The 20749-nt window shown below is 71.4% G+C and carries 14 protein-coding genes and 1 tRNA gene; 7 read left to right on the forward strand and 8 right to left on the reverse strand.

The features are described 5' to 3' along the window. The first annotated feature begins 45 nt into the window (after window positions 1–45). Window positions 46–363, forward strand: a complete 318-nt coding sequence (locus KGA65_RS04615) for a hypothetical protein (protein WP_225861963.1) — start codon at window positions 46–48, stop codon at window positions 361–363. Here KGA65_RS04615 and KGA65_RS04620 read toward each other — a convergent pair. After that, window positions 360–2663 (reverse strand): putative bifunctional diguanylate cyclase/phosphodiesterase, encoded by a 2304-nt coding sequence (locus KGA65_RS04620; RefSeq protein ID WP_225861964.1) that lies wholly within the window; start codon window positions 2661–2663, stop codon window positions 360–362. The two genes, KGA65_RS04615 and KGA65_RS04620, sit on opposite strands and share 4 nt — an antisense overlap. A gap of 182 nt (window positions 2664–2845) precedes the next feature. Between KGA65_RS04620 and KGA65_RS04625 the strand changes: the two genes are divergently transcribed. Then, window positions 2846–2930: transfer RNA gene (locus KGA65_RS04625), tRNA-Leu, on the forward strand. An 82-nt stretch (window positions 2931–3012) separates the two neighbouring features. On the opposite strand, the gene KGA65_RS04630 is transcribed toward KGA65_RS04625, so the two are convergent. Continuing rightward, on the reverse strand, window positions 3013–4179 hold the full coding sequence (locus tag KGA65_RS04630) for a nucleotide sugar dehydrogenase (RefSeq protein ID WP_225861965.1): 1167 nt from the start codon (window positions 4177–4179) through the stop codon (window positions 3013–3015). Window positions 4180–4258: 79 nt separating this feature from the next. Further along, window positions 4259–6013 carry an EAL domain-containing protein gene (locus KGA65_RS04635; RefSeq protein WP_225861966.1) on the reverse strand — a complete coding sequence of 585 codons (1755 nt, stop codon included), beginning with the start codon at window positions 6011–6013 and terminating at the stop codon, window positions 4259–4261. A 17-nt stretch (window positions 6014–6030) separates the two neighbouring features. Between KGA65_RS04635 and KGA65_RS04640 the strand changes: the two genes are divergently transcribed. Beyond that, window positions 6031–7098 (forward strand): sodium:calcium antiporter, encoded by a 1068-nt coding sequence (locus KGA65_RS04640; RefSeq protein ID WP_225861967.1) that lies wholly within the window; start codon window positions 6031–6033, stop codon window positions 7096–7098. A gap of 21 nt (window positions 7099–7119) precedes the next feature. On the opposite strand, the gene KGA65_RS04645 is transcribed toward KGA65_RS04640, so the two are convergent. Next, complete coding sequence (locus KGA65_RS04645) at window positions 7120–7881, reverse strand: SDR family oxidoreductase (RefSeq protein WP_225861968.1); 762 nt, start codon at window positions 7879–7881, stop codon at window positions 7120–7122. Window positions 7882–8030: 149 nt separating this feature from the next. Here KGA65_RS04645 and KGA65_RS04650 point away from each other — a divergent pair, with 149 nt between their 5' ends. Then, a complete protein-coding gene (locus tag KGA65_RS04650) occupies window positions 8031–9377 on the forward strand; it encodes a ferredoxin reductase family protein (RefSeq protein ID WP_225861969.1) in 1347 nt (448 codons plus the stop codon). Window positions 9378–9411: 34 nt separating this feature from the next. Here KGA65_RS04650 and KGA65_RS04655 read toward each other — a convergent pair whose 3' ends face one another. Next, complete coding sequence (locus KGA65_RS04655) at window positions 9412–10851, reverse strand: aminotransferase-like domain-containing protein (RefSeq protein WP_225861970.1); 1440 nt, start codon at window positions 10849–10851, stop codon at window positions 9412–9414. Between the two features lie 59 nt (window positions 10852–10910). On the opposite strand from KGA65_RS04655, the gene KGA65_RS04660 reads away from it, so the two are divergent. Further along, complete coding sequence (locus tag KGA65_RS04660; protein WP_225861971.1) at window positions 10911–11597, forward strand: acyl-CoA dehydrogenase family protein; 687 nt, start codon at window positions 10911–10913, stop codon at window positions 11595–11597. A gap of 8 nt (window positions 11598–11605) precedes the next feature. After that, a complete protein-coding gene (gene ccoG, locus KGA65_RS04665) occupies window positions 11606–13051 on the forward strand; it encodes a cytochrome c oxidase accessory protein CcoG (protein ID WP_225861972.1) in 1446 nt (481 codons plus the stop codon). A gap of 16 nt (window positions 13052–13067) precedes the next feature. Here the strand turns inward: ccoG and KGA65_RS04670 are convergent, their stop codons facing one another. From KGA65_RS04670 to KGA65_RS04680, 3 genes are all read right to left on the reverse strand, one after another. Continuing rightward, on the reverse strand, window positions 13068–13940 hold the full coding sequence (locus KGA65_RS04670; RefSeq protein ID WP_225861973.1) for a Pnap_2097 family protein: 873 nt from the start codon (window positions 13938–13940) through the stop codon (window positions 13068–13070). After that, window positions 13937–15241 carry an MSMEG_0569 family flavin-dependent oxidoreductase gene (locus KGA65_RS04675; protein WP_225861974.1) on the reverse strand — a complete coding sequence of 435 codons (1305 nt, stop codon included), beginning with the start codon at window positions 15239–15241 and terminating at the stop codon, window positions 13937–13939. Before KGA65_RS04675 ends, KGA65_RS04670 begins: the two co-directional genes overlap by 4 nt. 265 nt (window positions 15242–15506) lie before the next feature. Then, window positions 15507–19232 (reverse strand): PAS domain-containing hybrid sensor histidine kinase/response regulator family protein, encoded by a 3726-nt coding sequence (locus KGA65_RS04680; RefSeq protein ID WP_225861975.1) that lies wholly within the window; start codon window positions 19230–19232, stop codon window positions 15507–15509. A 424-nt stretch (window positions 19233–19656) separates the two neighbouring features. Here KGA65_RS04680 and KGA65_RS04685 point away from each other — a divergent pair, with 424 nt between their 5' ends. Further along, the gene (locus KGA65_RS04685; protein WP_225861976.1) at window positions 19657–20742 is read left to right on the forward strand and encodes a hypothetical protein; all 1086 of its coding nucleotides are present in this window, start codon (window positions 19657–19659) and stop codon (window positions 20740–20742) included. Window positions 20743–20749 lie beyond the last annotated feature (7 nt).

Raw genomic sequence — 20749 nt, forward strand, 5'->3', positions numbered from 1 at the left:
CTTCGTCCAGACCCGGCGCGCAACAGTGGCAGACTGGCCGTCACGATGAGCGACGATCAACTGACGCCCCTGCCCGAGAGCTTTCTGGCGCTCCAGGCACCCTCCCGCCGGCGCGGCGCGGCCGAACTGGCGGAATTGCGGGCCCGCTATGAGCTGTGCGAGGACCTGGCCAACCACCTGGTGTCCAGTGCGCAGGCCTTGCTGCACGACGATGGCCTGGCCGAGGAGGATGTGCTGTGGCGCTGCCACCTGGGTCTGGCCCAGCCCGCCTCGGGCCTGCAGCCGGGGGAGGCTGGCTGGGTGGTGCGGCGGCTGGCCGAGCTGCTGCACTGGTCCTGCCCTCCGTTGGATGACGCGCCCTAGGTGTTGTTGAGCGGGATCGCCCGGCGCTCGGCCAGCCAGGCATCCATGGCTTCGGCCGGCATGGGGCGGGCGAACAGGTAGCCCTGGCCGAAGTCGCAGCCGGCCTGCAGCAGCAGGTCACGCTGGGTGAGGGTCTCCACGCCTTCGGCCACCACCTGCATGCCCAGCTCGTGGGCCATGCGGATGATGGCCTTGCACAGCGCCAAGGTGGGGCTGCCCGGCCCCAGGTCGCGCACGAAGGCCTGGTCGATCTTCAGCTGGTCGATGGGGTAGCGGTGCAGATAGGACAGGGATGAGTAGCCGGTGCCGAAGTCATCCATCGCCAGTCCCATGCCGGCGGCCTTCATCTGGGTCAGCTGGGTGCTGACCTGCGGCGTGGCCTCCAGCAGCAGGCCTTCGGTGATCTCCACCGTCACGCAGTTGCCCGGCAGGTGCTGGGACTGCAGGGCCTCGGCCCAGGTGGGGATGCCATGCCCGTGCGAGCGGAACTGCACTGGCGATTTGTTGACGCTCACGTTGAAGCGGGGGTCGTGCTCGGCACGCCATCGCACCACCTGGTGGAGGGCTTGCTGGAAGACCCATTCGCCGATCTCGCGGATCAGGCCCGTGGATTCGGCGATCGGCACGAACAGGGCCGGACTGACCGGCCCACGCACGGGGTGGTGCCAGCGCAGCAGCGCCTCGGCCTTGCGCACGGCGCCGGTGGCCAGGTGCACGATGGGTTGGTAGTGCACCTCGAATTCGTGCCGGGTCAGGGCGTCGTGCAGGTCGTTGGCCAGGCGCATCCGGGTCTGGGCCGCCTCCTGCAGCGCCGGCGTGAAGTAGCGGTAGGCATTGCGGCCACCATCCTTGGCCAGGTAGAGCGCCTGGTCGGCATGCTTGAGCAAGTCCTCGACGGTCTGGGCATGCGCGGGGGCGAGGGCGATGCCGATGCTGGCGGTGACGTGCACCCGTTCGTTGCCCAGGGAGAAGGGCTCGCTCAGCCGGGCCAGGATGCGGCGCGCCAGCTCGTCGGCCCGGGGGCTGCTGCCCTGCGGGCGCAGCAGCACGGTGAACTCGTCGCCGCCCATGCGGGCCACGGTGTCGGTCTGGCGCACGCATTGACGCAGGCGGCGCGCTGTCTCCACCAGCAGCAGGTCGCCGTGCGCATGGCCCAGGGTGTCGTTGACTTCCTTGAACCGGTCCAGATCCAGCAGCATCAAGGCCAGCGGGGCCTCCTCGTGCAGGGGCTGGTCGAGGTCCTGCTGCAACTGCTGCAGCAGCATGTTCCGGTTGGGCAGCCCGGTCAGCGCGTCGAAATGGGCCTGCTGCCAGATCACCGTCTCCGCCTCCTTGCGCAGGGTGATGTCGGTGATCAGCCCGGTGCGCACCCAGCCTTGTTCCGCGGGTTCGGGCGCCGAGGCGGTCAGCTCCACCCACTTGACCTGGCCATCGCGGGCCACGATGCGGAACGCCGTGGCGATGGGCCGCCCCTGCGCACGGGACGCCAGGATCAGGGCCTCAAGATTGGCCCGGTCGTCCGGGTGGCGATGTTGCTCCAGGGCCTGAGGGTCGGCGATCACCTCTTCGGGGCTCAGGCCGTAGAGTGTCTGCACGCCCGGGCTGACATAGGTGAACTGGCGCTGCCCCTCGCGCTGGGTCAGCCGAAAGATGACGCCGGGGACCTGGGCGGTCAGTTGCCGGAGGTTGGCCTCGCTGGCCCGCAGGGTGGACTCGCTCCGGCGATGGGCATCCAGGACATTGTGCAGGCCGTACAGCAGGGCTCCGGCGGCGAACACCATCAGCCCGTCGGCGACCAGGGCGTTGACCGCCATCACCCCGAACACGCCGTCGCCAGCCAGGCTGCGGTCCAGGGCCCCCAGCCCGGCATGGGCCGCCAGCCCCAGGAGCAGCCAGGTGAACACATTGGCGGCCAGGGCCAACCAGGCGGCCCGCATGCCCAGCAGCAGCACGGCCAGCACGGGCACCGCCATCAGATAGGCCTGCCCGACCAATCCCACCCACCAGAGCAGGGCGGTTCCCACCCCTTGCAGCACGACCAGCAGGCTGGTGGCCCGCAGGTCGTGGCGCAGGCTGGGGGCGTGGCCGAGACCGGTGATGAAGGCTGGGGCCAGCACATTCAGCACCACGATCGGCCAGAGGCCCCGGTTCCAGGCCAGGGCGCCGCTGGGCAGGGCCACCAGCCAGGCCACCCACTGCAGCGGCGACAGCAGGTCGCGCAGCACCTGGGCCCGCCAGGACTTCAGGTCCTGGGGCGGGCGCGCGTCGTTCGGCGGTGACGGATGCGGATGATCGGGCACGGACGGGCGCCCTCCTGGGTGAGTCGCATGGGGGTTATCGACGGGGCGGGCCGTGGCTTGAGGTGGGTAGGGCTCGGCGGCCCCGCCCTCATCGCCGAATGTCTTGCGTTCCTTTCAAAACCTGTGCTATAGTTCAAGGCTTACCGGGGCAACACGCCAAACACGTGAAGCTTCAGTCACCTGCCCAGGTGGCGGAATTGGTAGACGCACTAGTTTCAGGTACTAGCGGGTAACTCCGTGGAGGTTCGAGTCCTCTCCTGGGCACCAAACAAGCCGACGGCCTGCACAGCAATGTGCAGGCCGTTTTGCTTTGTGGCCCGCCCTGGGGGCGGGGCCAAGGGGGTGGGGGTCAATCCTGGCCGAACAGGTCGCGCGTGTAGACCCGGTCCTGCACCCCCTGCAGTTCGGGCACCAGCCGGTTGGCCACGATCACATCGGCCTGCGCCAAAAAGGCAGGGAGGTCGTGGAAGACCTTCGAGCCGAAGAAGCTCTCATCCTTCAGGGCCGGTTCGTAGACGATCACCTCCACGCCCTTGGCCTTGATGCGCTTCATGATGCCCTGCACGCTGCTGGCGCGGAAGTTGTCGGAACCCGCCTTCATGATCAGCCGGTGGATGCCCACCACCTTGGGGTGGCGGCGCAGGATGTCGTCGGCCACGAAGTCCTTGCGGGTGGTGTTGGAGTCGACGATGGCGCGGATCAGCGTCTGCGGCACCTGGCTGTAGTTGGCCAGCAGCTGCTTGGTGTCCTTGGGCAGGCAGTAGCCGCCGTAGCCAAAGCTCGGGTTGTTGTAGTGGTCGCCGATGCGCGGGTCCAGGCACACGCCGTCGATGATCTGGCGCGTGTCCAGACCGTGGGTGGCGGCGTAGGTGTCGAGCTCGTTGAAGTAGGCCACCCGCATCGCCAGATAGGTGTTGGCGAACAGCTTGATGGCCTCGGCCTCGGTGCTGTCGGTCAGCAGCACCGGCACCTCGGGCTTCTGGGAGCCTCCGCGCAGCAGGTCGGCAAAGCGGCGGGCCCGCTCGCTGCGCTCGCCCACGACGATGCGCGAGGGGTGCAGGTTGTCGTAGAGCGCCTTGCCTTCGCGCAGGAATTCCGGCGAGAAGATCAGCTGGGTGCAGCCCAGCTCGGCGCTGAGCGTCTTCGTGTAGCCCACCGGCACGGTGGACTTGATGACCATCACCGCCTCGGGGGCCAGGGCCATCACGTCGCGCACCACGGCTTCCACCGAGCGGGTGTTGAAGTAGTTGGTGACGGGGTCGTAGTCGGTGGGGGTGGCGATCACCACGTAGTCGGCGCCGGCATAGGCCTGGGCCTTGTCCAGCGTGAACGTCAGGTTCAGTTCGCGGTGGGCCAGGTAGTCCTCAATCTCGCGGTCGGCGATCGGGCTTTGGCGGGCGTTGAGCATCGCCACCTTCTCGGCGTCGATGTCCAGGCCCACCACCTCGTGATGCTGGGCCAGCAGCACGGCATTGGACAGGCCGACATAGCCTGTGCCGGCAACGGCAATTTTCATGGCGCTCCCTTCACCGGTTGGAATGTCCGGCGTCGCGTTATTGTGACCTTTGTGCCGCAGGGGTTGGGGCTGCCCCCCCTCATGTGGCATCGGTGTGCAGGCCCAGGCCCTGCATCTTGGCCCGCCGCTTGGCGCGTGCCGCGGCATTCGCCACATCCTCGGGGCGCAGCGAGGGGTTGGCCGACACCCGCACGGCCCCCACGCTCAGGGTGGTCAGCGGATGAAAGCGCAGGTTGCCATGGCGGTCCTCGGCCATCACACCGCCGGCCTGCCGCTCGGGTTCGTCATAGAGCTGCGCCGCTGCGGCGTTGAAGCTGGCCAGGATCGCCCGACAGCGGGGCTCCCAGTCGTCGCTCTGGAACAGCACGACGAAGTCGTCGCCGCCGACATGGCCGACGAAGTCGCGCCGAGGGTCGGTCTGACCGGTGAGGGTGCGGGCGGTCAGCAGGATCATCTCGTCGCCGCGCCAGTAGCCATAGAGGTCGTTGAAGGGCTTGAACTGGTTGAGGTCGAAGTAGCAGGCGACGAAGTCGCGGCCCGCGTCCAGCAGCCGCTCGATGTGCTGGGTGATGGGGATGTTGCCGGGCAGCAGCGTGAGGGGGTTGGCATGCCGCGCGGCCTCGATGCGCGCCTCGGTCACGGCCCGCACCAGATCCTCCCCCGCCCCCAGTCCGCGGTAGCGGCCGTGCTCGACGATGATCACGCCCTCGGACAGATAGCGCTGGTCCTCCGAGGTCAGCACGCCGGTGAGGGTGTCGATGTCGGCGGCAATGTCCAGCAGGCGCGGGGTGAGGTTGGCCGACACCGTGCAGGACTGGCGGCCGTAGAGCTCCCGGAAGTAGGGCTTGGCGTACTGGGTGATGAAGCGGGTGCGGCTGACCAGGCCCAGCGGGCGGCCCTGGTCGTCGATGATGGCGATGGCGTGGCTGGCGTCGTCGACCGAGAAGCGCTGGAACAGCTCGTCGTTGGACACCGCGGGCGTCACCGGGGCGACCTCGCGCAGCACCTGGGGCACGGCGGCGCGCCGCTGCAGGGTGCGGCGGCGTTCCGGGAACACCGCCAGGTCCTTGCGCTCAATCACCGCCAGCGCGGCCGGCAGCGCACGTGGCACGGGGACTGGCGCCGGCCGTCCCAGCAGCCAGCCCTGGCCCAGACGGATGCCCAGGTCGCGCACCAGGTGCAGCTCGTCCTCGGTCTCGATGCCCTCGGCGATCAGGGTCGAGCCGAACACCTGGGCAATCTGGATCAGCGCGCGCAGCGTCTGCAGCTTTTCCGGGTGCTGCGGCAGCTGGTGCACGAAGTAGCGGTCGATCTTGACGAACTCGGGCTTGAGCTCGGACCACAGGCGCAGGCTGGAGCGGCCATCGCCGAAATCGTCCAGCGCGATGGCCACCTGGTGGCGGCGCAGCCGCTGCACGGCGGCCTCCAGGGCGGCGATGTCGCGCACGCGCTCATGTTCGGTCAGCTCGATCACCACCCCGCTGGCGCCCAGCGCCTCGTCTTCGGTTCGGGTCAGCAGCAGGTCCAGATCGGCCTGGCCCAGCGCGGTCACCAGCGCCTGGGCGCTGAGGTTGACGAAGAGGCGTCCCGGCGGACGGTGCCGCAGCCAGGCCTGCAACGCCAGGCGCACGCATTCGATCTCCAGCGCGACCAGACAACCCTCGTCCCGCGCCGCGGCGAACAAGGCATCCGGATGGGGCCAGGGGCAGCCGGCGGGCGTGCGGATCAGGGCCTCGTGCGCGGCACTGCGGCCCTCCGCCAGATCGGCAATGGGCTGGAAATGCGGTTGCAGACCACCCTGGGCCAGAAGGGCCTCGACCGTTTCCAACTGCACCACTCAAGTTTGGGGAAATGACCCCTACCATAGCCCGCCAAGATGTCGCCCCGATGAACGGTGGCGGGGAGGTCTCGATGGCGGTGTGGGGTGTGTGGCTGCAGTTTCTGGGATGCATGGCGCTCATCGGCGTGGCCGGTGTGCAGCTGAGCCGTCAGGGGGAGGCCATCGCCAGCCTGACGGGCCTGTCCCGCGGCTGGATCGGCCTGGTGCTGGTGGCCACCGTGACCTCGCTGCCCGAGCTGGTCACGGGGCTGGGCGCGGTGCGGGTGGCACAGGCGCCCGATCTGGCGGCCGGGGACGCCCTGGGCAGCTGCGTCTTCAACCTGTTGATCGTCGGGCTGGTGGATGGCCTGTACCGGCGCGGCCGCCTGTTCGTGCTGGCCTCGGCGGACCACGTGCTGTCGGCCGCCTTCGGGGTGGGGGCGCTTGCGCTGGTGATGCTGGCCCTGTGGCTGGAGCCCCAGGGGCGGCTGCCCGCGCTGGGGTCGGTCAGCCCGGTCAGCGTGGTGCTGGTGTTGCTCTATTTCGTGGCGGTGCGCACGCTGTTCCGTGCTCAGGCGCGCAGCGACCGTCCCCCGGAGCCCGGTCTGCGGGCCGACCGCCAGGGCCTGCGGCGGGCGCTGCTGGCCTATGGCCTGGCGGCGCTCATCATCGTGGCCGCAGGTCTCTGGCTGCCGATGGTGGGGGCCGAACTGGCCCGCCAGATGGGCTGGACGGACTCCTTGGTGGGCACCTTGCTGATGGCCATGGCCACCTCGGTGCCCGAGCTGGCGGCCACGCTGGGGGCGCTGCGGGTGGGGGCCGTGGACCTGGCGCTGGGCAACCTGCTGGGCAGCAACCTGTTCGATCTGCTGATCCTGGCCATCGACGACTTCGCCTATGCGCCCGGTAGCCTGTTCGCCCACCTGTCACCGGTGCATGGCGCCAGTGTCCTGGTCGCCATCCTGATGAATGCGGTGGTGGTGGGGGCGCTGACCTTCCGGCCGGACCGGCGGGTCTGGGGCACCGCCAGCACGGCCGGGGTGGTGCTGGTGCTGCTGTACGGGCTCAACGGACTGCTGCAGGCCCAGGCCCTGCCCTGAGGGGCGGGCCGGGCGGGCGCTTCAAAGCCGGATGCCGCCATCCACCTCAATGCAGCGGCCGGTGAAGTAGTCGTTCTCGAAGATGAACTGCGCGGCCTGGGCGATTTCCTCGGGCTGGCCGGTGCGGCGCAGCGGCACGGCCGACAGCAGCTTGTCCATCGTCTCGGCCGGGATGGTGTGCAGGATGTCGGTGGCCGTGAAGCCGGGGGCGATGGCGCCGACGCGGATGCCGTGCCGGGCCAGCTCACGGGCCCACACGGTGGTCAGGGCCACCACGCCGGCCTTGGCCGCGCTGTAGTTGCTCTGCCCGAGGTTGCCGGCGCGTGACACGCTCGACAGGTTCACGATCACGCCGCCTTGCCCGGCGCGGATCATCTGCTCGGCACCCGCGCGGGTGCACAGGAACACGCCGGTCAGGTTCACGTCCAGCACGGCCTGCCAGGCCGACAGGCTCAGGCGGTCGACCACCTGGCCGTCGCGCACCTTCAGCAGCATGCCGTCACGGGTGATGCCGGCGTTGTTGATCAGCCCGTCGAAACGGCCGAAGTCCTCGGCGATGCGGGCCATCACGGCCTCGACGCTGGCCTCGTCGGCCACGTTGGCGGTGTAGGCGCGTGCGCGCACGCCCAACGCGGCACATTCGGCCACGGCGGTGGCCAGCGCCTCGGGATCAAGGTCGATCAGGGCCAGATCCGCCCCTTGGCGGCCCAGGGCCAGGGCGATGGCGCGGCCGATGCCGCGGGCGCCACCGGTGATGGCGATGGTCTTCTCGGTCAACTTCATGGGGTCTCCTGCCCAAGGTCAAAACGGGGATACGCGGGTGATTGAACCATTGATGCCGCTGGCCTGCCTCCATCTTTCCTGCAACTTGTGCCGCTATCCTCTCCGCCATCGCTTCCAGAGACGGGCTGTGACCGGACAGCTTGATTGAGATGAACACCACCCCCATCCAGCGCTTCTTCCTGGGCAGCCTGCTGCTCATCACGCTCCTGTGGCTGTGGGCCGATCCCCGCTGGCTGCAGCCGCAGAACTACTTCGGTTTCCGCACCGTGGCGATGCAGTACAGCGGCGTGCTGGCGATCGGGGTGATGAGTCTGGCGATGCTGCTGGCCACCCGCCCGCGCTGGCTGGAACCGCGGCTGGGCGGGCTGGACAAGCTGTACCGCCTGCACAAGTGGCTGGGCATCAGCGCTCTGGTGCTGTCGGTGCTGCACTGGTGGCTGGGCCAGGGCACCAAGTGGATGGTGCAATGGGGTTGGCTGGTGCGGCCGGCCCGCGGCCCACGCCCGGCCACCACGGACCAAGGGGGGCTGGAGGCTTGGTTCGGCACGCAGCGGCATCTGGCGGAGACCGTGGGCGAATGGGCCTTCTACGCGGTGGCCGTGATGCTGGTGCTGGCCCTGGTCAAGCGCTTTCCCTACCGGCTGTTTGCCAAAACGCACACGCTGATGGCGGTGCTGTACCTGACCCTGGTGTTCCACTCGGTGGTGCTGACGCAGTTCAGCTACTGGAACCAGCCCCTGGGGGCGTTGATGCTGCCGCTGATGGTGGCTGGCACCCTGGCCGCGGTCTGGGTGCTGGCGCGCCAGGTGGGGCGCAGCCGTCAGGTGCCTGGGCGGGTCGAATCGCTGCAGCATTACCCGGCCCTGGATGTGCTGGAGACCACGCTGGTGTTGGAACCCGGTTGGCCCGGCCATGCCGCCGGTCAGTTTGCCTTCGTCGTCTCGGACCGCCATGAGGGCGCCCATCCCTACACCATGGCCTCGGCCTGGGATCCCCAGACCCGGCGCATCACCTTTGTCACCAAGGCGTTGGGGGACCACACGCGGCGTCTGCCTCACCAACTGAAGGTGGGGCAGGCCGTCACGGTGGAAGGCCCTTACGGCTGCTTCAACTTCCTGGATGGGCGACTGCACCAGATCTGGGTGGGGGCGGGCATCGGCATCACGCCGTTCATCGCCCGGCTCAAGTCGCTGGCGGCGCAGCCGGTGGCCGGGCTGCAGGTGACGCTGTTCCATCCGACGGCCGTGTTGGAACCCGAGGCCCTGGCCAAGCTGGAGGCGGACGCCCAGGCGGCGGGCGTGCAGCTGCATGTGCTGGTGGATGGACGCGATGAGCGCCTGACCGGTGAACGCATCCGCCAGCGGGTGCCCCAGTGGGCGCAGGCCAGCGTGTGGTTCTGTGGCCCGGCCGGGTTCGGCCGCAGCCTGGCGGCGGACTTCGCCGCCCAGGGCCTGCCGGCCAACGCCTTCCACCAGGAACTGTTCGAGATGCGCTGACGCGCACCGGCGGCGGGTCGACTTCCCCTGTGTCCTATGACGCCTTCGCAGACAGGCGGTTCCTGGCCAGGCCGCCCAGGGTGCGCAGGGCCTCGTCCACCCGCACGTCGTCGGGCCGGCCGATGTTCAGCCGCAGCTGGTGCACAAAGCGCTGGTCGGCCGAGAACAGCACGCCCGGTGCGGTGCTGATGCCCTGGGCCAGGGCGTCCTGGCTCAGGGCCATGGCGTCCACCCCGGCCGGCAGCTCCAGCCAGAGGAAGTAGCCGCCCTCGGGGTGGGTCACCCGCGTGCCGGCCGGAAAGTGCCGGGCGATCTGCCGGGCCGCCCGCTGCCGCTGGGCCGAGAGCGCCTGGCGCAGCTGACGCAGGTGGCGGTCGTAGCCGCCGTGGGCCAGGTAGTCGGCCACGGCCCGCTGCGCGGGCAGCGAGGTGGCCAGGGTGCTCATCATCTTCAGGCGCTGCACCTGGGCGGTGTAGCGGCCGGCCGCGGCCCAGCCCACTCGGTAGCCCGGGGACAGGCATTTGGAAAACGAGCTGCAGTGCAGCACCAGGCCGGCCTGGTCGAAGGCCTTGGCCGGCAGCGGGCGGTGGGCGCCGCCGTGCAACTCGCCGTACACATCGTCCTCCACCAGCGGAATGCCGTGGCGGGCCAGCAGGGCCACCAGGGCCTTCTTCTTGGCCAGCGGCATCAGCGCGCCCAGCGGGTTCTGGAAGTTGGGCATGAACCAGCAGGCCGCCACCCGCCGCTGCTGGAGCAGCGCCTCCAGCGCCGCCAGGTCCACACCCTCCTGCGGGTCGGTGGCCACCTCCAGCGCGCGCAGGTTCAGCCGTTCGATGGTCTGCAGCGCGGCATAGAAGGTGGGCGACTCCACCACCACCACATCGCCCGGTCGCGTGCAGGCCTGCAGGCAGAGGTTGAGCGCCTCCATGGCGCCGTGGGTGATGACGAGCTCGCCCGGGTCCAGCGCCACGCCCTGCTGGGCATGGCGGCGGTGCAGCAGCTCGCGCAGCGGCTCGTCGCCACGCACCAGCGCGCCGGTGATCTGCGCGGGCTTGAGCTGGCGCATGGCCCGCGCGCCCGAGCGGGCCAAGGCCTCGAAGGGGAAGAGCTCGGGCGGCGGGAAGGCCGAGCCCAGGGGCACGACGGCGGCGTCCTGCACGCTGCCCAGCAGTTCGAAGATCAGCTCGCTGACGCTGACCTTCTGCGCCCCGGGGCGCGGCCGGGCCACGGATGGTGGCAACGGCCGCGAGGCCTGGCGCGTGCGCACGTAGTAGCCCGAGCGGGGGCGCACCTCCACCAGGCCGCGGGCCTCCAGCGTGGCGTAGGTCTGGAAGGCGGTGGCGGGGCTGATGCCGTGGTCGGCGCAGAGCTGGCGGATGGAGGGCAGACGGGCGCCATCGGGCAGCCGGCCCGCCGCGATGGCGGACACCAGCTCCTCGGCCAGGCGCTCGTAGAGGAAGGGGGTGCCGGTCATCTGATCCGGTCGAAATGCGGCATGTCTGGATCTTACGGCTCAGATGCCGGCGCCGCACCATGCCGGTCATGCACAGCAGCCCCTTCGATCTGGCGCCGGAACCCCTGGCGACCTCCCGTTCCGCGGCTCACACCCTGCGGCGCCTGGGCCAGGCTGGCCTGTTCCGCCTGAGCCTGCCCAGCGAGTACGGTGGCCTGGATGCGCCCCTGCGCGATCTGGCCGTGGCCTTGGCGCAGCTGCGCGCTGCGCACCCCGCCGCAGCCCGCCTGGCCCTGGCGCAGCTGGGCGCCATCCAGGCCCTGCTGCTGGGCGACAACGTGGCCCTGCGCGAATTCCGCTTGCCGGGCCTGGTGGCGGGCGAGCGCGCGGCGGTGGTGGCCGGCGGCCCGCCCGGCCCCGCGCTGGAAGGCCTGCCCAGCCCGCCGGTCTGGCGCATCAGCGGCTTGCTGCCTGGCCTGGCCAACCTCTCGGCCGATGGCTTCAGCCTGATCGCCCGCGCCCGCCTGGGCGACACCCTGGGCTGGGTCTGCCTGGACAGCGAGACCGACGGCCTGGACGTGCTGCCGCCCCATCCGCCGGGCAATGCCGCGCTGGCGCGTCAGGCCGGCCTGGGCGATGTGCGCTGCCGCCGCGTGCTCTTCCGCGTGGACGAGTGGCTGGGCGAGGACAGCCTCAGCCCCGCGCTGCAGGCCTTCCAGGCGCAGATCGCCGCCAGCGCATCCACCACTTGTTCTTCACCCGTCTGAGCAGGGTCATGTCATACCTTCCCAATCCCTTTGCCCCCGGCCATCTGCTGGAGATGGAGCCCTGGCAGAAGATCCAGGCCCGCAGCGTCAGCGGCCGCTACACCCGGCTGCGCTGGGCCTTCGTCTGGCTCACCCAGCTGGCCTTCTACGGCCTGCCCTGGTTGAGCTGGGCCGGGCGGCCCGCGCTGCTGTTCGACCTGGAGCATCGGCGCTTCTTCGTCTTCGGCGCGGTGTTCTTCCCGCAGGACATGATCTGGCTGACGGCGCTGCTGATCGCCAGCGCGCTGCTGCTGTTCTTCGTCACCACGCTGGTGGGCCGGGTGTGGTGCGGCTTTGCCTGCCCGCAGACGGTTTACACCGAGCTCTTCAGCTGGATCGAGCGGCGCTGCGAGGGCGACCGCCTGGCCCGCCAGCGCCTGGACGCCGCGCCCTGGGGCGCACGCAAGCTGCTGCGGCGCGGCGGCAAGCACCTGGCCTGGGGCCTGCTGGGCCTGTGGACCGGCCTGAGCCTGGTGGGCTATTTCACGCCGGTGCGCGAGCTGCTGGCGGCCTTGCCGGCCGGTGCGCTGGGCGCCTGGGAGCTGTTCTGGATCCTCTTCTACGGCGCGGCCACCTACCTGCACGCCGGCTGGCTGCGCGAGAAGGTCTGCCAGCACGCCTGCCCCTACGGCCGCTTCCAGGGCGCGATGCTGGACAAGCGCACGCTCAACGTGGCCTACGACGCGGCGCGCGGCGAGCCCCGCGGCAGCCGTGCCCGCCAGGCCGATGCCCGCGCCCTGGGCCTGGGCTCCTGCGTGGACTGCACGTTGTGCGTGCAGGTCTGCCCGGTGGGCATCGACATCCGCGCCGGCTTCCAGGCCGCTTGCATCAACTGCGGCGCCTGCATCGACGCCTGCGACACGGTGATGGACAAGACCGGCCAGCGGCGCGGGCTGATCCGCTTCGCCTCGCTGGAGGGGCTGGCGCAAGCGCGTCCGCAGCCGGCCGCGCAGCCCGTGAAGGCCCCGCCGCGCGCCGGCCTGTGGCGGCCCCGGGCGCTGGTCTACGGCACGCTGCTGGTGGCCACGGTGGTGGCGCTGGGGGTGGGCCTGCTGCAGCGCCCGACCCTGCGCATGGACGCGATGCGCGACCGCGCGGTGTTCGCGCGCGAGGTGGAGGACGGCGCCATCGAGAACACCTACCAGGTGCTGCTGCTCAATGCCCGTGACGGCGAGCGCGCTGCCGCGCTGCAGGTGGTGGCGGACCCGGCCCTGCCGGGTCTGACGGTGGTGTCCGACCCGCGCGTGATGCTGCCGGCGGCCGACAGCCAGACGGTGCTGCTGCGCCTGCGTCTGCCGGCCGAGGCGGCGCAGCGCCTGCGCGGCCGCATCCTGCCGGTGACCCTGCAGGCCCGCACGCTGGAGCCGGATCCTGAGGCCGCCCGCACCCGCACCACCTTCGTGCTGCCGCGCTGAGCGGGCCGCGGCGGCATCACACCCGCAGCGTGGCCAGGTCGGCCACGCACCGGCCGTCGCTCTGGCGCTGCACCTGGGTCCAGCTCCAGTGGCCCAGGCCGGTGTGGCGCAGCGCGCGCAGCCGAAAGCGCAGGGCCTCGCCCGGGTTGACGTTGCCGTGGAAGACCATCTGCCGCTCGCGCACCACGCCGTGCGCGGCCCGTTCGGTGGCGTGCAGGCCCCAGTGGCCGTGCGCGCGATCGGCCAGGGCCTGGAAGCTGGCGAAGTAGAGCAGGCCGGCGCCGTTGAAGTCGTTGTAGGGGCAGGGCGTCACGGCCCAGTCGGCCAGTTCAGGCAGCTCGACCAGAGGGGCCTGCGTCGGCAGCGCGAAGCGCTCCCGCCAGCCCTGGGCCCGCACCGCGCGCACGCTGGCATCGGCCGCCTGCGCGGCGCTGGCCAGGGCGGCGTCGGCCGCCGTCGGCAAGGTGGGCAGCGGCACCCGCGCGACGGTGTGGTTGTCACCCGCCCGTTCGCGCACCACCGCGGCGGTGAGCAGGCTCAGCTGCGCCACCTCGCCCTGCGGCCCCTGGGCCCACTGCTGGCTGAAGTGCCGCGAGCGGCCCAGCGGCTGGTGGGCGATGCGCAGGTCCAGGGTCTGGTCCTCGTCCACCTCGCGCAGGCGGGCGCCGCGCAGGTGCACCAGCGTGAAGGCGGCGTACACGCGCCGGCCCTGCGCATCCTGCAGCGCCGAGGGCCGGCAGCCGTGGGTGGCCACCAGCGCCTGCCAGTGCAGGTCGCCCGCGGTCTTGAGCAGCCAGTGTTCGGACAGGCCCTGGCCGCACAGCTGGGGCATGCCCAGGCGGATGCGCTGCGCCAGCGGCTCGGCCTGCGCGCGCGGCTGCCCGCTCATGCTGTCTCGGCCTGGCGGGGCGCTGGGGCCGGCGCCCGCGCGGCCTGGCGCTGGGCGATCACCTCCACCAGGTGCTGCGCGTCCTCGGCCACGCCCAGGAAGCGGCCCGAGCCCCAGGTGTTCAGCCAGGGCAGTCCCAGGAAGTACAGGCCCTCCACCGGCGAGACGCCGCGGCGGAAGCTGGGGTGGCCGCGGCCGTCGAAGGTGGGCAGGTCGATCCAGCGGTAGTCCGGCCGGAAGCCGATGGCCCAGACGATGCTGGTGATGCCCTGGGCGGCCAGGTCCAGCGTCAGCGGGTCGGCCTCGGGCGCCCAGATCTTCTCGAAGGGCGGCTCCTCCGGGGCCTGGATGCCGTGGGCGGCGATGTACTTGTCGATGTCGCGCCGGATGGCGCAGTAGACCTCGTCGGCCTCGTCCAGGTTGCGGCTCAGGTCGGGGCGGAAGTGCACCGTGCCGCCCTGGATGTCGTCCAGCGTGCCGTAGAGCTTCACGCCCTGCAGGGCGAAGCGGCGCAGGTCGATCTCGTGGCCGCCGTCGCGGCCGGTCATGTAGTGGTTGGTCTTGTGGCGGGCCTCGTCGCCCAGCGGGTGCCGGTCCACCGTGAGCTGGTAGAAGCCCAGGTCGAACAGCCACTCGGTGGCCTCGCGGCCGCGGTAGACCCGCGGCGAGCGCGGCGCCGAGCCCACGGCCAGGTGCACCTGGCGTCCGGCCAGGTGCAGGTCTTCCATGATCTGCACGCCCGACTGGCCCGAGCCCACCACCAGCACCCCGCCCGGGGGCAGCTGGTCCGGGTTGCGGTAGTCCACCGAATGCACCTGGCGGATGCCGGCTGGCAGGCTGTGGGCACAGGGTGGCACGATGGGCAGGTCGTAGCCGCCGGTGGCCACCACCACATGGTCGGCCAGGCAGCTGCCCATCGTCGTCTCCACCTGGAAGGCGCCGCTGGCGTGGCGGCTCACCCGGGTGACGCCCACGCCTTCGTGGATGGGCGGGCGCACCTGGCGGGCAAAGGCCTCCAGGTAGGCCACGATCTCGTCCTTGACCATGAAGCCCTTGGGGTCCGGGCCGGCGTAGGGGAAGTCGGGCAGGCGGCACTGCCAGTTGGGCGTGACCAGGCAGAAGGTGTCCCAGCGGTCCAGCCGCCAGGAGTCGAAGGAGCGGCGCTTCTCGAACACCACGTGGTCGATGCCCCGGGCCTGCAGGTAGTGGCTGGTGGACAGGCCGGCCTGTCCGCCGCCGACGACGACGACGGGGTAGCGGGGGGCGAGGGTGGCGGTGGGGGTGGCGGGGGTGTTGGGCATGGCGGCGTGTGGAGCTGTCGAGACGGAGGACCCGCCGGAGGCCGGCGGTGCTGGGTTCTTCCGAATGCGATCTCCATGCCGCGCGCCACCCGCGTGACGCGATCAAGGTGCGATCAGCGGCGGTGGGCCCGGGCAGGGGCTCGCCGAGGGGCCGCGCCATGGCGTGCGCCGCCGGGGCCGGTGCGCGGCCCAGCGCACCGACTTGCCCCGCCCGCCGTGCAATCAATGCATCCGATCAGGGGCGGGCATGCACCGGGACGGGCGTTCAGGCCGCGGGGCCCTCGGCCGCCAGCACCGGCTCCAGCGCCTGCACCAGGGCCATGAGCCGCTGCTGCAGGGCCTGCGCGGTGTCGGCCCACTGCGGCAGGGGGGCCGGCGTGTCGGCGCGCCCCAGGGCCAGCTCGAAGGCCTGGATCTCCCGCGCCAGCGCCTCGGCGCCGATGGATGCGCAGGCCCCGCGCAGCGAGTGGGCGGTGCTGCGCCAGCGCGCGGGGGCGTCCGGGGTGGGCTCGGGGGCGAAGCCCCGGGCCGGATCGCGGTAGGTGCGCACGAAGACCCGCAGCAGGCGCTCCAGCCGGGCCTCGTCACCGCCCATGTGGTGCAGGGCAGCGGGCAGGGACAGCTCGGTCACCTCGGCCAGACGCTGCTCCAGCGGGGGCCGGGTCGGCGCGGCGTCGCCGGGCGCGGCCGGGGCGGCCGGTCCGTCCGCGGCCACCGGTGGCAGCCACTGCAGCAGCTTGGCGTACAGCAGGGCCGGGTCGACCGGCTTGCCGATGTGGTCGTTCATGCCCGCGGCCAGACAGGCGGCGCGGTCGTCGTCGAAGGCGTTGGCCGTCATGGCCAGGATGGCCAGGATGGGCAGGATGGGCAGGGCCTGGCCGAGCCGGGCGCGCAGCTCGTGCGTGGCGGTGAGCCCGTCCATCTCGGGCATCTGCATGTCCATCAGCACCAGGGCCGGCGGCCGGGCCAGGGCGGCCTGCAGGGCCTGCCGGCCATCGGCCGCCACCTCGACCTGCAGGCCCACCCGCTGCAGCAGCTCGCGGGCCACCTCCTGGTTGATGGGGTTGTCTTCGGCCAGCAGGATGCGCCGGCCGGCATGGTGCTGCCGCAGCGCCTGTTCCAGGCCGGCGCCATCGCTGGGGGTGGGGGCGGGCGCGCCCGGCCGCGCCGAGGGGTGGAATAGCTGGGCCAGGGCGTCCATCAGGTCCGAGGGGGTGATGGGTTTGGTGAGCACCTGGGCGAAGCCGGCCGCCTCGGCCTGCTGGCGCAGGCCGGGCTCGTTGAAGGCCGTCACCAGCAGGGCCGGCGGGGTGGTGCCGCCCAGCGCGGCACGCATGGCCCGCAGCGTGGCCGGGCCGTCCAGCGAGGGCATCTGCCAGTCCAGCACCAGCAGGTCGAAGGCGCGCCCCGCGGCGGCCTCGGCCTGCACCCGGTGCAGGGCCGCCTGCGGGTCGTCCATGGCCTGCACCTGCAGGCCCAGCACGGACAGGGTGTCCGACAGGGCGCTCAGCGACACCGGCAGGTCGTCGACCACCAGGGCCCGGCGGGTCCGGACCTCGGCCAGCAGCTTGTCGGCGGGCGCGGCCACGGCGGCCGGGCAGCGTTCCACCCAGGCGGTGAACCAGAAGCAGCTGCCCTCCCCGGGACGGCTGCTCATGCCGGCTTCACCGCCCATCAGGCCGGCGATCTTCCGCGTCAGGGCCAGCCCCAGGCCGGTGCCGCCGTAGCGGCGGGTGGTCGAGGCGTCCGCCTGCTCGAAGGCCTCGAACAGGGTGCCCTGCTGTTCCGGCGCAATGCCCACGCCCGAGTCGCTGACCTCGAACCGGAGCTGCAAGCGCTGGCCCTCCTCGGCCAGCAGGCTGCCGGCCAGGCGCACCCAGCCCCGTTCGGTGAACTTGACGGCATTGGCCAGCAGGTTGATGAGCGCCTGGGCCAGGTGCTTGGGGTCGCCGCGCATGCGGCCGGGCAGGTGGTCGGTGTCCAGCACCAGCTCCAGGCCCTTGGCCCGGGCCTGCTCGCTGATCATGGCCAGGACGCCCGACAGCAGCGCGTCCCGCGAGAACTCGATGTGCTCGAGCTGCATCTTGCCGGCCTCGATCTTGGAGAGGTCGAGGATGTCGTTGATCACCTGCAGCAGGTGCTGGGCGGCCTGGTCTACCTTATGCAGGCGATCACGCTGGACACCCTCGGAGAGATCGCGGGCGATCAGGTGGGTCAGGCCGATGATGGCGTTCATCGGGGTGCGGATCTCGTGGCTCATGTTGGCCAGGAAGGCGCTCTTGGCCCGGTTGGCCACTTCGGCCGCCTCCTTGGCCACGGCCAGTGCCGCGGTGCGCTCGGACACCAGCTCCTCCAGCCGGTCCCGGTGCAGGCGCAGTTGTTCGGTGGCCTGATGGCGTTCCACCTCGGCACGGGCCACCCGGATGCCCAGCGCCAGATCGTGAGAGGCCTCGACCAGCACATCGATCACCCCGGGGTCGAAGAAGTCGGCCTCGGCCGCGCCGATGGTCAGCACGGCCATCACCTGCTCATCCAGGCGCACGGGCAGGGTGATGCTGGCGTGGCAGCCCCGCAGCAGCGCGTCCCGGGCCCAGAGGGCGTCGTCCTCGCCGGTGCCCGGGTCGGTCCAGACCTGCCGCTGGCCGTCGCGCAGGGCGCGGCTCACCGGGCCACGGCCCTCGTCGGCGTGGTCCCAGCTCAGCGGCAGGCCGTCGGGTTGGCCGGCTTCGTCGCCGCAGCTGGCCATGGTGCGGATCCGGCCGTCGGCCTCGGCATAGCCGATCCAGGCCAGGCGAAAGCCGCCGGCCTCGACGATGGCGCGGCACATCTGGTCCAGCAGCGAGGCCTCGTCGTGCCAGCCCAGCAGGGTGCGGTTGCCGGCCGACAGCACGCGCAGGGCCCGGTTGGCGTAGTCCAGCCGGGTTTCCCGGTCGGCGATGGCGGCGGCGGACTGGTCCAGCGCCGCGGCCAGGCCGCCCACCTCGTCGGGGCTGTGGGGCAGGCCGCTGCGGGCCTCGCGCTCGCCCGCCCGCAGGCGATCGGCCATGTCCGACAGCCGGCGCAGGGGCGCCAGGAACCAGCGGTCCAGGGCTCTTTGAACCACCAGCAGGGTCAGGGCCAGCACCAGCAGCAGGGAGGCCAGGGCCACCAGGGACTGGCGACGCACCGGCCCCTCGATGGTGTGCTGAGAGATGGCCAGCAGCACCTGGTACTGGTTGCCGGTGTGGGTGCGCAGAAAGGGCACGTGGGCGATCAGGCGCGGCTGTCCCAGGCGGTTGATCACGGCCAGGGTGCCCGGCTGCCCGGCCGCCAGCGAGCGGCGGATCTCGGTGTTCTGCACCGTGCTGCCGGCCCAGTGCTCGGCGTCCGGGTAGCGGGCGATGAACACGCCCTTGTCGTCCAGCAGGGACACATTCAGGTCGTTCTGCTGGGTGACGGCCAGGGTGCGTCCCAGCCAGTTCAGGTTCAGGCCCAGGTAATAGACCGCCAGCACCTCGCCCGTGCGGCTTCGCAGGGCCTTGGCGAAGGTGATCGTGGGCCGCCCCAGCGTGCGGCTGATGGTCATGTCGCCGATCACCATCTCCTGGCTGGCCAGCGCGCCGCGAAACCAGCCGCGGTCCGCGAAGTTGATGGCCCGCGAGGACGCGACGGCCGCGCAGGCCTTGTCGCCGTTGGGCAAGGCCAGGCCGATCTGGTCGTAATCGGGTTCGAGCTTGAGCAGGTGGGCCAGCAGCGCCTGGCAGGTGGCCAGTGGGGCGGTGGGGGCCAGCGTGGGGTTGGCCATCAGGCTGTTCAGCAGGACGTCGGCCCGGCCCACCAGTGTGTCGCCGCGGGTGGCGATCAGCCGCGCCTGCACCGTCAGGTCGGCCTCGGCCGACTGCAGACGCTGGCGCTGGTCCAGCCAGAGATGCCAGCCCAACAAGGCGCCCGCCAACAGGAACACGCCCAACAGCAGCAGAAAGATCCGGGTTCGCAGACGAAGTCGGTGCATGGATGGAAGCGCTCGCGGGTTTCGGACGCAAACCTCTCAAGAATGGGCGATCCGTCCTGCCGTGGCAATGGACTGCACAGGGTGCCCTTCCCTCAAACGAATCATGCGAGGTGTTTTCCCTCGGGGCGGGGGTGCTGTCTTGCCCCATGTCAACGCCACGCCACGGATTGGCCCTTCGGGTTCGGGTTGCCCCGATCGGGGCTATCCCGTATCGGCGCCGAGTGACTGCCAGGCTGGCACATCCGGTCCGGGCGCGGGCGCCCCAGCTTGTCACACCGTCCTCGGGTTGACCCTGGGGCCGGAGCCGCCGGAGGGTGGTTTCGGGCATGGCCCACGGTTTGCAAAGTGGGGTGGTGGGGGGACGCCGACAGGCCCCGGCCCCTTGCAATTCGGGATGGGAGTGCGGGATGGGAGAGGAGACACGATGACGCCCCAGGAGCGCCAATGGCTGGAGACTTTGCTGGAGGTGCGTGCGCCCTGGCAGGTGCAGGGCTTCAAATGGAGTGACGGCTCGCGGCAGCTCTCGGTTCAGGTGGGCACGGCCACGGAAAGCGCCGGCCCCTTCTGGGCACCGCGCAAGCCGGCGGCGGGTGGCCAGCGCCTGCACTGGGCCCACCTGCCGATGGCCGGGCGCCGCTGCGAGGTGGTGCTGACCCTGCGCGAGGGCCAACCCCTGCCCGACGCGCCCTGGGCTGGCGAGCATGAGCTGCCGTTCTCGCATGCGCTCTCGCGCCTGGTGCTCGACCTGATGCTCGACGGCGCCACCATGTCCCAGCTCTGCCGCATGCTGGACCTGCCGCTGTCGGACCTGTGGAAGTACAAGTTCCGGCTGGACCATGGCAGCGCCCGGCCGCCCCAGGCCCGCGATGCACGGGAGGCCCGCGAGACGGCACGGCCGGCGGCGCCCATGCCGGTCCCCCCGCCGGTGGCCGCCCGCCCCATCGAGCTGGCCCCGGCCCAGCCCCGTGTGGCCGACGACGACGAGGCCATTCCGCCCGAGGACGCGCCGGTCTGGCTGGCCCTGCTCACCGGGCGGCAGACCCTCGAGGTGCGGGCCCTGGGGCTCAAGCTGCTGCTGTCCAAGCTCACCCGCGAGGCCGCCACCCACCGTGACGCCGACCTGCATCGCCAGGCCTCGCGCGGCCTGTACCGCTACTTCGTGCGCAGCCAGCCCCTGCTGGCCAGCGAGATCGCCCAGCTGCGCACCGCCGATGCCGCGGCCCGGGCCGCCTTGCAGGCCTCGCTCAGCCGGGCCATGGCCGGTGAGGACGATGAGGTGCCCGATGTCAGCGACCCGTTGTGGCAGGCCCTGCTCAGCGGCGACTGCGACATCGAGGTGCGCACGCTGAGCCTGCGCCTCTTGCTGACCAAGCTGCGTCAGCAGGCCCGCGGCCTGCAGGACGACGAGCTGCGCATGCTCAAGCTGGTCGAGCTGCACCGCTTCTTCGCCCGCCACCGCGCGGTGCTGCGCCACGAGCTGGAGCAGCTGCGCCGCTGGCCCCTGAACTGAACGCCGT

Source organism: Ideonella benzenivorans (assembly GCF_020387415.1).
GTDB classification, from domain to species: Bacteria; Pseudomonadota; Gammaproteobacteria; order Burkholderiales; family Burkholderiaceae_C; genus Ideonella; species Ideonella benzenivorans.

What these genes read in the sequence shown, in the direction of transcription:
- KGA65_RS04615 (WP_225861963.1), top strand. Translation starts at nt 46, where the DNA reads ATGAGCGACGATCAACTGACGCCCCTGCCCGAGAGCTTTCTGGCGCTC.
- KGA65_RS04630 (WP_225861965.1), bottom strand. Translation starts at nt 4,179, where the DNA reads ATGAAAATTGCCGTTGCCGGCACAGGCTATGTCGGCCTGTCCAATGCC.
- KGA65_RS04640 (WP_225861967.1), top strand. Translation starts at nt 6,031, where the DNA reads ATGACCCCTACCATAGCCCGCCAAGATGTCGCCCCGATGAACGGTGGC.
- KGA65_RS04645 (WP_225861968.1), bottom strand. Translation starts at nt 7,881, where the DNA reads ATGAAGTTGACCGAGAAGACCATCGCCATCACCGGTGGCGCCCGCGGC.
- KGA65_RS04650 (WP_225861969.1), top strand. Translation starts at nt 8,031, where the DNA reads ATGAACACCACCCCCATCCAGCGCTTCTTCCTGGGCAGCCTGCTGCTC.
- KGA65_RS04655 (WP_225861970.1), bottom strand. Translation starts at nt 10,851, where the DNA reads ATGACCGGCACCCCCTTCCTCTACGAGCGCCTGGCCGAGGAGCTGGTG.
- KGA65_RS04660 (WP_225861971.1), top strand. Translation starts at nt 10,911, where the DNA reads ATGCCGGTCATGCACAGCAGCCCCTTCGATCTGGCGCCGGAACCCCTG.
- ccoG (WP_225861972.1), top strand. Translation starts at nt 11,606, where the DNA reads ATGTCATACCTTCCCAATCCCTTTGCCCCCGGCCATCTGCTGGAGATG.
- KGA65_RS04670 (WP_225861973.1), bottom strand. Translation starts at nt 13,940, where the DNA reads ATGAGCGGGCAGCCGCGCGCGCAGGCCGAGCCGCTGGCGCAGCGCATC.
- KGA65_RS04675 (WP_225861974.1), bottom strand. Translation starts at nt 15,241, where the DNA reads ATGCCCAACACCCCCGCCACCCCCACCGCCACCCTCGCCCCCCGCTAC.
- KGA65_RS04680 (WP_225861975.1), bottom strand. Translation starts at nt 19,232, where the DNA reads ATGCACCGACTTCGTCTGCGAACCCGGATCTTTCTGCTGCTGTTGGGC.
- KGA65_RS04685 (WP_225861976.1), top strand. Translation starts at nt 19,657, where the DNA reads ATGACGCCCCAGGAGCGCCAATGGCTGGAGACTTTGCTGGAGGTGCGT.